We start from the raw sequence: 9,014 nt of genomic DNA on the forward strand, positions 1-9,014 counted from the left end.
GAGGCCCGCATGTGGTTCTCGGTTCGCGCCAACGCTGTCTTGGACGCAGCCCTGGTGAGAACTGCCCTGGAGTCCTCTGGTTTGCGGGTTCGGCTGGCAGCGGGTGACCCCGAAGAGGGCCTGGATGGTTTCCGGCTGTCGCTGTTGCAGGCTGAGCGCGTTAAAGCCGTTGCGCTGGCGGGCACTCGGCGATCTGAGCGAGTGGTTGTATACGGCGATGTGGCTCCGCTTGCGTTGATGGCAGGAGACCTGGATGGGATGCGGCGTTTCGCCGTCCGGGTTCTGGGTAAACTGGCGACCGATTGCGACCGCAACGAACGGCTGCGTGAGACGCTTCGTGAGTTTCTGGCGCGCAACCGAAGCTACGCCGCCACAGCTGAGGCAATGTTTCTGCACCGCAACACGATTCAGTACCGAGTTGCGCAGGCATTGGAATCCTGCGGGCACAGTTTGGACGACCCGGAGGCTGTGCTGAACGTTCAGCTCGCGTTGCAGGTATGCCGCTGGCTGGCTCCAGCCGTGCTGCAGGCTCCAACAGCCCCGCGAGATACCCACCGCCGCTTTTCGTGCGCCCAATACGAAACGGGCCACCATTCTTCGTGAACGGCGCATATGGCGACCGTCACACTTTCCACCGTAGCGTCGCTCCGATGCACTTCGCAGCATTGCCAGATGAGCGGGCCGCACGGGAACCAGGCGGTCAGGCGTTAGCCGACCAGCACAGCGGCTCGTTGACCAACGCCCAGGTCCTGGATCGGGTGCGAGTGGCCGCCGGGCAGCTGGCACGGGCCGGTGTCGGAGCGGGAGACGTCGTCGCGGTCAAGTTGCCCAACCGGCTGGAACTGATCATCGCTCTATTTGCGGCGTGGCGTTTGGGCGCGGCGGCGACCCCGATCAATCCGACGCTGACGGCCACCGAGGTCGAGTACCAACTCAGCGACTCGATCGCGCGCGTCCTGGTATGCGAAGACGACTCAGCCCCGGTCGCAGGCGCCACCCGGGTGACGGTCAGTGAGCTCTCCGATGCTTCCGCGCCGGCGCCGGTTACGGATAAGGTCGACTTTTCCGGCGATGACCTCGCGTTGCTCATCTATACCAGCGGTACCACCGGTCGGCCCAAAGGCGTGGAACTGACCCATTCCAACATCGTGGCGATGGCGCAATCGATGATCTCAGCGATGAAGCTGGGAGCAGACTCACACAGCCTGTTGATCCTGCCGTTGTTCCATGTCAACGGAATCGTGGTCAGTGTGCTCTCCCCGTTACTGGCCGGTGGACGCGCCACCGTGGCGGGCCGGTTCAACCCGGGGACGTTCTTCGACATCGTCGAAGAGGTTCGGCCGACTTACTTTTCGGCCGTGCCGGCCATCTACGCGATGCTCGCCTCGCTGCCCGCCGAGGTCAAGCCCCGCACCGACTCGATTCAGTTTGCGGTATGCGGAGCCGCCCCCATGCCGGTGGAACTCATCAACGCGTTCGAAACGCGTTACAACGTCCCGCTCGTCGAGGGATACGGCTTGTCGGAGGGCACCTGCGCGACCACCAGCAACCCGGTAGAGGGCGTGCGCAAGGCCGGTACCGTCGGATTGCCACTGCCCGGCCAACGCGTCGAGATCATGAACGACGCCGGCGAGATTCTCCCGAACGGCGAGACCGGGGAGGTAGTCGTCTCAGGTCCGACGGTGATGCGGGGCTACCTCAACCGCCCGGAGGAAACCGCGAAGACGATCATCGACGGCTGGCTGCACACCGGTGACATCGGCTACCTCGATCCCGACGGCTATCTCACCCTGGTTGATCGAGCAAAGGACATGATCATCCGTGGTGGAGAAAACATCTACCCCAAAGAGATCGAGTCGGTCATCTACAGCCATCCAGCTGTACTCGAAGCCGCTGTCGTCGGTCGACCCGATCAGGTCTACGGCGAGGTGCCGGTAGCCTACGTATCCATTCGCCACGACGCTGAGGTGACCACCGACGAACTGCGGCAGCATCTGGCATTGCATTTGGCCAAATACAAGCTGCCTTCCGAAATCACTGTGCTGGAGGAAATTCCGAAGAACCCGGTGGGCAAGCTCGACAAACGCGCACTCCGCGACCGCTAGCCGACTTCCGCCATCCGGAGACGTGTCCAATGCGAACGATGAAGCGAAGACAATCGGTGTCGGGGAAGACTGTGCTCATCACCGGCGCTGCTAGGGGAATCGGTGCCGAAACCGCTCGGCGCCTGCACGCCAAAGGGGCCAACGTCAGCCTCGTCGGGATTGAGCCCGACCGACTGGCGGCCCTGGCGAACGAACTGGGAGATCGGGTCGACTACTTCCACACCGACGTGACCGATGTCGACGCCCTCAACGAGGCCACTGCGGGCACCGTGTCCCGTTTCGGCGGGATCGATGCCGTCATCGCCAATGCCGGAATCGCACCGCCCACCCAGACCGTTGCGGACATCGCTAGCGCGGATTTCGAACGAACCCTCACGATCAATCTCAATGGGGTTTGGCGCACCGTCAAGGCGACTCTGCCCCATATTCTCGACAGTCGCGGCCACATCGTGCTCGTTTCGTCCATCTACTCGTTTCTCAACGGTGCACTCAACGCCTCCTACGCAATGAGCAAAGCTGGAGTTGAACAGCTCGGCCGGGCACTTCGAGTCGAACTCGCCCCGTCAGGAGCCTCAGCCGGTGTTGCGTACTTCGGTTTCATCGACACTGACATGGCGCACAACGCTTTCGCCCAACCCGCCGCCACGGCCCTGCGCAAAGCACTGCCGGCTTTCATCACCGCAACGACCACGGTCGAACACGCAGCCGACAAGCTTGTCGAAAACGTCGAGCGCCGCTCATCCCGGGTGACGACACCGCGCTGGGTGGCGCCGGCTCTCATGGCCCGTGGGCCGATGGGACTGATAGACGACCGATTAGCCAGCAGCGGCCGGCTACATGCTGCCATCCGGGTGGCCGAGCAGCAGGCGCGCTCTAAATCGGCTTGATAACGAGAGCGGCTTTCCCCATCGCCCGACCCGAACTACTGAGGAGCCACTGGCATGAGCTTCACCAGCTTCAGATTCCCCGCTGTCGATCCGCATGAATTTCTGCGTAAGCCACTGAGGGAGCGGCTGCGCATCCTGAGTGTCAACTGGGCCGAGAACGGATTCGGCTCCCCGGGAATGGTTCCCACCATGTACATCGCGAAGTTGGTGTTCTTCTACGCCCTCTGTGGCGTGATCATCGCCACGGCCACCTCGGGCCTGCAGTTCTGGCATGTCTCGCAGTGGTGGAATCAGCCGATCGTCTACCAGAAACTGATCTTATGGACGACGCTGATCGAGGTTATCGGTGTGGGCGGTTCATGGGGACCGCTCGCGGGCAAGATCAAACCCATGGTCGGCAGCATCCGATTCTGGACGCGTCCCGGCACCATTAGGCTTCGCCCCTTTACCTGGGTTCCGTTCACCGGCGGGGATCGCCGCACGTGGTTCGACGTCGCGCTCTACGTCGGGTTGCTCGTATCGCTCGTCGTGGCGCTGCTGGCACCCGGGGTGCCCAGCAGCTCTCTTCTGGAACGCCTGCCCGACAACACAACCGGGCTGGTGCGACCCGCGTTGATGATCGCGCCGATCGTGCTGCTGATTGTTCTCGGGCTGCGGGACAAGGTCATTTTCCTCGCCGCGCGTGGCGAGCAGTACCTGCCGGCGTTCATCTTCTTCGCCGTCCTGCCGTTCACCGACATGATCATCGCGCTGAAGATTCTCATCGTGGTGGCGTGGGTCGGCGCCGGTGTGTCGAAGTTCGGCCGCCACTTCTCGCGAGTGATCGGCCCCATGACCAGCAACAGCCCGCTCATACCTTCCAAGCGGTTCAAACTGGCCAACTACAAGAAATTCCCCAACGACCTCTCGCCGACCCGCCTGACGGAGTTCTTGGGACACGTTTTGGGAACCGTCGTGGAGATCCTCGCTCCGCTGGTGTTGCTGTTCTCCACCAACAAGACGGTGACCATCATCGGTGTGATCTTCATGTTGGGGCTGCACGCCTTCATCATCTCCTCGTTCCCCATGGCCGTTCCGCTGGAGTGGAACGTTCTGTTCGCCTACGCGTCGGTGTTCCTTTTCCTGGGATTCCCCGCCTGGGATGGCTACAGCGTCTTCGACATGTCCACGCCCTGGTTGATGCCCCTGATCGCGGCTCTGTTGCTCTTCTTCCCGATTTTTGGCAGCTTCCGCCCCGACAAGGTGTCGTTCCTGCCGGCGATGCGCCAGTACGCCGGAAACTGGGCCTGCAGTGTCTGGGCCTTCGCGCCCGGCGCAGAAGAAAAGCTGTACAAAGTCACCCGGCCGGTCAAGAACACCGTCGATCAGTTCATCGACTACGGCTTCGAGCCGCAGTGGGCTCAAGTCACCATGAACCAACCGCTCGCCTTCAGGGCCATGCACAGCCAGGGGCGCGGTCTGTTCTCGGTGCTGATCAAGAATGTTCCCGACATCGACACCCGGATTTTGCGAGACGGCGAGTTCCTCTGCAACTGTCTGATCGGCTTCAACTTCGGCGACGGCCACATGCACGACGAGAGGCTCGTCGCGGCCGTGCAGCGTGAGGTCGGGTTCGCCCCGGGCGAGTTGATCGTGGTCTGCAACGAGTCCCAGGCCTGGGGCAGTTCGGTCCAGCATTACAAGCTGATCGACGCCGCGGTGGGTGTCATCGAGACCGGCACCTGGAAGGTCACCGACGCCGTCTCGACTCAGCCGTGGCTGCCCGACGGACCGATCCCCACCCAGACCACATGGACCCGGTCCGGAGCGTCCATCGACCAGGATCGCGGAACCCGCGGGTGAGCACAGCGACGGTTGTCGGCAGCGGTCCCAACGGGTTGGCTGCCGCCGTCACTCTCGCGCAGGCCGGATTGGCGGTGACGGTGCTCGAGGCCGCCGATGAGATCGGCGGTGGCACCAGAACCTACGAGGCGATCCTCCCGGGCCTGCTGCACGACCACTGCTCAGCCATCCACCCGATGGCGGTCGGCTCGTCGTTCCTCACCGAACTCGACGCGGGCCGATACGGCTTGACATGGCGCTGGCCTGAGATCGACTGCGTGCACCCCCTGGATGACGGCAGCGCCGGAGTGCTGATGCAATCCGTCGACGAAACGGCCGCTCTGCTCGGACAGGACGGCCGCAAGTGGAAGGCGCTCTTCGGCGGGCCCTCAAGGGGTTTCGACAAGATTGCACCCGACGTGATGGGGCCTCTACTCCGGATTCCCACACACCCACTGGCACTTGCCCGATTCGGGGCTCCGACGGTACTGCCCGCGGCGACCTTGGCGCGGGTCTTCGGCTCCACCGAGGCTCAGGCCTTATTCGGCGGGGTCGCCGCACATGCGTTCCGGCCGTTGCATCTACCGATGACATCGGCGATCGGGGTCGGCATCCTCACCGCCGGGCACCGTTACGGATGGGCGGTCGCCGAGGGCGGATCCCGCGCCATCACCGACGCGATGGCTGCTGCACTCGCAGAGATGGGCGGCCGGATCGAAACCGGTGTCCGGGTCAAGTCGGCAGCCGATCTACCGCCGGCGCCCATCACCATCTTCGATCTGTCTCCCGAATCCATCGCCGACATCCTCGGTGATCAGCTACCTGCCCGGGTGTCCCGCGCCTATCGCCGCTTCCGTCGCGGTCCCGGTGCGTTCAAAGTCGACTTCGCCATAGAGGGCGGCGTGCCGTGGACCAACCCCGAGGCGCACAGATCCGGCACCGTGCATCTCGGCGGCACCTTCGCCGAGATCGCCCAGACTGAACGCGAGATCACCGCCGGTCGGATGCCTGAGCGGCCGTTCGTTCTGGTCGGACAGCAATACCTCGCCGACCCGCAGCGATCGGTCGGCAATGTCCACCCGGTGTGGACCTACGCGCATGTGCCGAACGGATATTCGGGCGACGCCACCGAAGCGGTCATCGCCCAGATGGAACGGTTCGCACCCGGCTTCCGCGAACGGATCGTCGGCCTCGTCACCCACTCCCCTGCCGACTTCGCCGCGGCCAACGCCAACTTCGCCGGTGGCGACATCCTCACCGGGGCCAAGGATATCCGCCAACTCACGTTCGGCCCCCGTGCCACGATCTCGCCTTACAGCACCGGGACCGACGGCTACTACATCTGCTCCGCGGCCACCCCGCCCGGTCCGGGTGCACACGGGATGTGTGGCGCCCATGCCGCCAGGCGTGCACTCGACGACCTTCAAGGCCGTTAGCACAAACGGTTGCCGCAGTCGGTTGCGAGCAGCAGGATAGCCCTCACTGCATACCGAGGGCGACCCTCTCGCGCATCACCACATCGTCGAATGATTCACCACTGATGTCGATGATGACCTTGTCGATGGTTCCGGTGAAGGTGGCCGGTGAGGTGTAGAGGTTAGACACCGGGGTGATGAGGCTGCAGCCGATGTCGAAAGTTTCGTTGACGGTGAACCGGTAGGGCACCTGTTTGTCGAAGCGGCCCTTGCCGATGACGGTCCTCCCGTCGCGCAGGGTGACGGTGCCGCCTGTTCCTGGCTTTTTCCTGTCGTCGACGCGAATATCGGCCGAAAGTACATGATGGCCGGCTGGGATGGCTTTATCGGAGGTGACACGGTAGCGGATATCGTTGAACCAGTTGTGCTCCCACACCAGCTTGCCGTCATGGACGAACAGCGTGTACCCGGCCGACTCCCCGCCCATACTGACCAGGGCTCCCGTCGCACCGCCGGGTGGGATGGTCAACTCCACTGCGATGGTGTGGTCGACGTTCTTGGTGTTAGGGGCAGTGGGCTCCGGGATGCGGACCGTTCCGGGCAGGTAGACCAAAGTTTTCTTACCGGCCAATGGGTTTGGACGCAGGCTCGCGTCGGCGCGTTCGGCGAAGCGATCATCGAGGGGAAGCACATTGTATTTCCTGGCCTCTTCCGTGAAGAGGTCCTGCATGTCGCGCAGCCGGTCGGGATTGTCCTTCGCGAGGTCGTTGGCCTGGCTGAAGTCGACGTCGATGTTGTAGAGCTCCCAGGTGTCGTTGTCGAAGCTTGCCGAACCGGTTGTCTGCCAGGGCAACCTGCCGTGACGACAGCCCGCCACCCAGCCGTCGTGGTAGATCGCCCGATTGCCCAACATCTCGAAGTATTGGGTGCTGCGTTGCCCCGGGGCTTTGGCGTCGTCGAAGGTGTAGGCGAGGCTGATGCCCTCGATGGGTTTCTGGTCAATGCCGTTGACGCGGACCGGCTGGACGATGGAGGCGACGTCGAGAATCGTTGGGGCAATGTCGATGACGTGGTGGAACTGGGCGCGAAGACCGCCCTTGTCCTTGATCTTCGCCGGCCAGGTGATGACCATCGGGTTGCGGGTGCCCCCGAAATGCGAAGCCACCTGTTTCATCCATTGGAACGGCGGTGAGCCGGCCCAGCACCAGCCGACCGGGTAGTGGTTCTCGTGATTGGGTCCGCCGATCTCCTCGATCTTGGCGAGCATGGTTTGCGGATCATCGGGGAAACCCTGTTGGGTCTTCATGTTGTTGAGCGTGCCGGTCAGTGAACCCTCCGCACTGGGGCCGTTGTCGCCGACGATGTAGATGAACAGGGTGTTGTCGCGAAGGCCCATTTCCTCCAGGCGGTCGACGATCTTGCCGGCCTGGGCGTCGGTGTGTTCCAGAAAGCCTGCGAAGACCTCTTGCATGCGGGCGTAGAGCCGTTTCTCGTCGGCAGTGGCTTTGTCCCAGGCCGGGATGCTGTCCGGGCGGGGAGTGAGTTTGGTGTCGGCCGGGATGACGCCGATCTGCTTCTGGCGCTCAAATGTCAGCCGGCGCTGCTCGTCCCAGCCGTGGTCGAACTTGCCCTTGTACTTATCGGCCCATTCGGCGGCGACGTGATGCGGGGCGTGTGCCGCCCCGGGTGCCCAGTAGACGAAGAACGGCTTATCGGGGTTGACCGCCTTCTGCTCGGCGATCCAGTCGATGCAGCGTTGAGCGATGGCCTCGGAGAAATGCCAGCCGGGTTCATCCGGCGGCTCAATGGGGGTTGTTCCCTCGTAAAGCGGCGTATGCCACTGACTCGCCTCACCGCCCTGGAATCCGTAGAACTCCTCGAATCCCAAACCGGTGGGCCAGCGGTCGAACGGGCCCGCCGCGGACAGTTCGTAGTCAGGGGTGTTGTGCCATTTGCCGAATGCCGCAGTGTTGTAGCCGCGCAGCCGCAGTGTCTCGGCCACTGTGGCGGTGTCGGCCGGCAGGATGCCGTCGTAGCCCGGGAAGCCGGTGGCCACCTCCATGATGGTGCCCGTATGCACGCTGTGGTGATTGCGTCCGGTCAGCAGCGCAGCGCGGGTCGGCGAACACAACGCCGTGGTGTGAAACCGGTTGTAACGCAGGCCCTCATCGGCCAGCCGCTGCAACGTCGGGGTGTTCACCGGACCGCCGAAGGTCGACGAGTGGCCGAAGCCGACGTCATCGAGCAACACGATGACCACGTTCGGTGCGCCCTCCGGGGCCGCCAACTGCTGCGGAGTACCGGGTGTCGAATCAGCATAGGTCTCACCGATGGTGCCGTTGAACGGCTTGGACGGCATCGGCAGCACCGTCCCGTCGTCGGGTATCGCCGCGCCGCTGGGGCCAGAGGCTTTCGGCGCGTCAGACGATGCGCAGCCGGCCAGCCCCGCCGATCCGGCCGACACCGCCGCAGCCGCAACAGCTCCCGCACCAAGGAACCGTCGTCGGCTCAGGCCCTCCCGTTGTTCGTCGCTCATCGCGCCCCCCATCCCTCCATCGTCAAAGTGCGTCAGATCAGGCGCGGTGCCGGGTAGGCCAGCCTGGACTGGAAGTGGTCGGTGGAGGCAACCGCCACTGGCTGTGCACCGTCCAATCCCAGATCGCGAAGGTTATTGGCCATGCGGTGGCGAGATCGACCAGCTTTCAACCGGATTCCGCCGGGTACGTGAGCCCGCATGCCGTTTCGAACGTCGATGCTGGATCGCACCGACTTTCCCTCGACCTTGC

Annotated in this window: 7 protein-coding genes; 5 read left to right on the forward strand and 2 right to left on the reverse strand. The window is 63.6% G+C overall.

Annotation, left to right across the window (positions count from 1 at the left end; all coding sequences use genetic code 11):
* From ADBZ5N_RS15110 to ADBZ5N_RS15130, 5 genes are all read left to right on the forward strand, one after another.
* On the forward strand, positions 1 to 603 hold a 603-nt coding region (locus ADBZ5N_RS15110), incomplete at its 5' end, for a PucR family transcriptional regulator (RefSeq protein ID WP_526258741.1).
* Between the two features lie 47 nt (positions 604 to 650).
* Positions 651 to 2,105, forward strand: coding sequence for an o-succinylbenzoate--CoA ligase (menE, locus tag ADBZ5N_RS15115; protein WP_526258743.1), 1,455 nt, complete (start codon positions 651 to 653; stop codon positions 2,103 to 2,105).
* A gap of 38 nt (positions 2,106 to 2,143) precedes the next feature.
* Positions 2,144 to 2,992, forward strand: coding sequence for an SDR family NAD(P)-dependent oxidoreductase (locus tag ADBZ5N_RS15120; protein ID WP_526258745.1), 849 nt, complete (start codon positions 2,144 to 2,146; stop codon positions 2,990 to 2,992).
* A 54-nt stretch (positions 2,993 to 3,046) separates the two neighbouring features.
* Positions 3,047 to 4,834 (forward strand): DUF3556 domain-containing protein, encoded by a 1,788-nt coding sequence (locus tag ADBZ5N_RS15125; protein WP_526258747.1) that lies wholly within the window; start codon positions 3,047 to 3,049, stop codon positions 4,832 to 4,834.
* Positions 4,831 to 6,249, forward strand: a complete 1,419-nt coding sequence (locus ADBZ5N_RS15130; protein WP_526258749.1) for a phytoene desaturase family protein — start codon at positions 4,831 to 4,833, stop codon at positions 6,247 to 6,249. Before ADBZ5N_RS15125 ends, ADBZ5N_RS15130 begins: the two co-directional genes overlap by 4 nt.
* A 43-nt stretch (positions 6,250 to 6,292) precedes the next feature.
* Here the strand turns inward: ADBZ5N_RS15130 and ADBZ5N_RS15135 are convergent, their stop codons facing one another.
* Positions 6,293 to 8,764, reverse strand: a complete 2,472-nt coding sequence (locus ADBZ5N_RS15135; protein ID WP_526258751.1) for an arylsulfatase — start codon at positions 8,762 to 8,764, stop codon at positions 6,293 to 6,295.
* Positions 8,765 to 8,796: 32 nt separating this feature from the next.
* A partial coding sequence (locus tag ADBZ5N_RS15140) for a hypothetical protein (protein ID WP_526258753.1) occupies positions 8,797 to 9,014 on the reverse strand: 218 nt, incomplete at its 5' end.

The organism is Mycobacterium sp. (assembly GCF_044370595.1).
In the GTDB taxonomy this organism is placed as follows: domain Bacteria; phylum Actinomycetota; class Actinomycetes; order Mycobacteriales; family Mycobacteriaceae; genus Mycobacterium.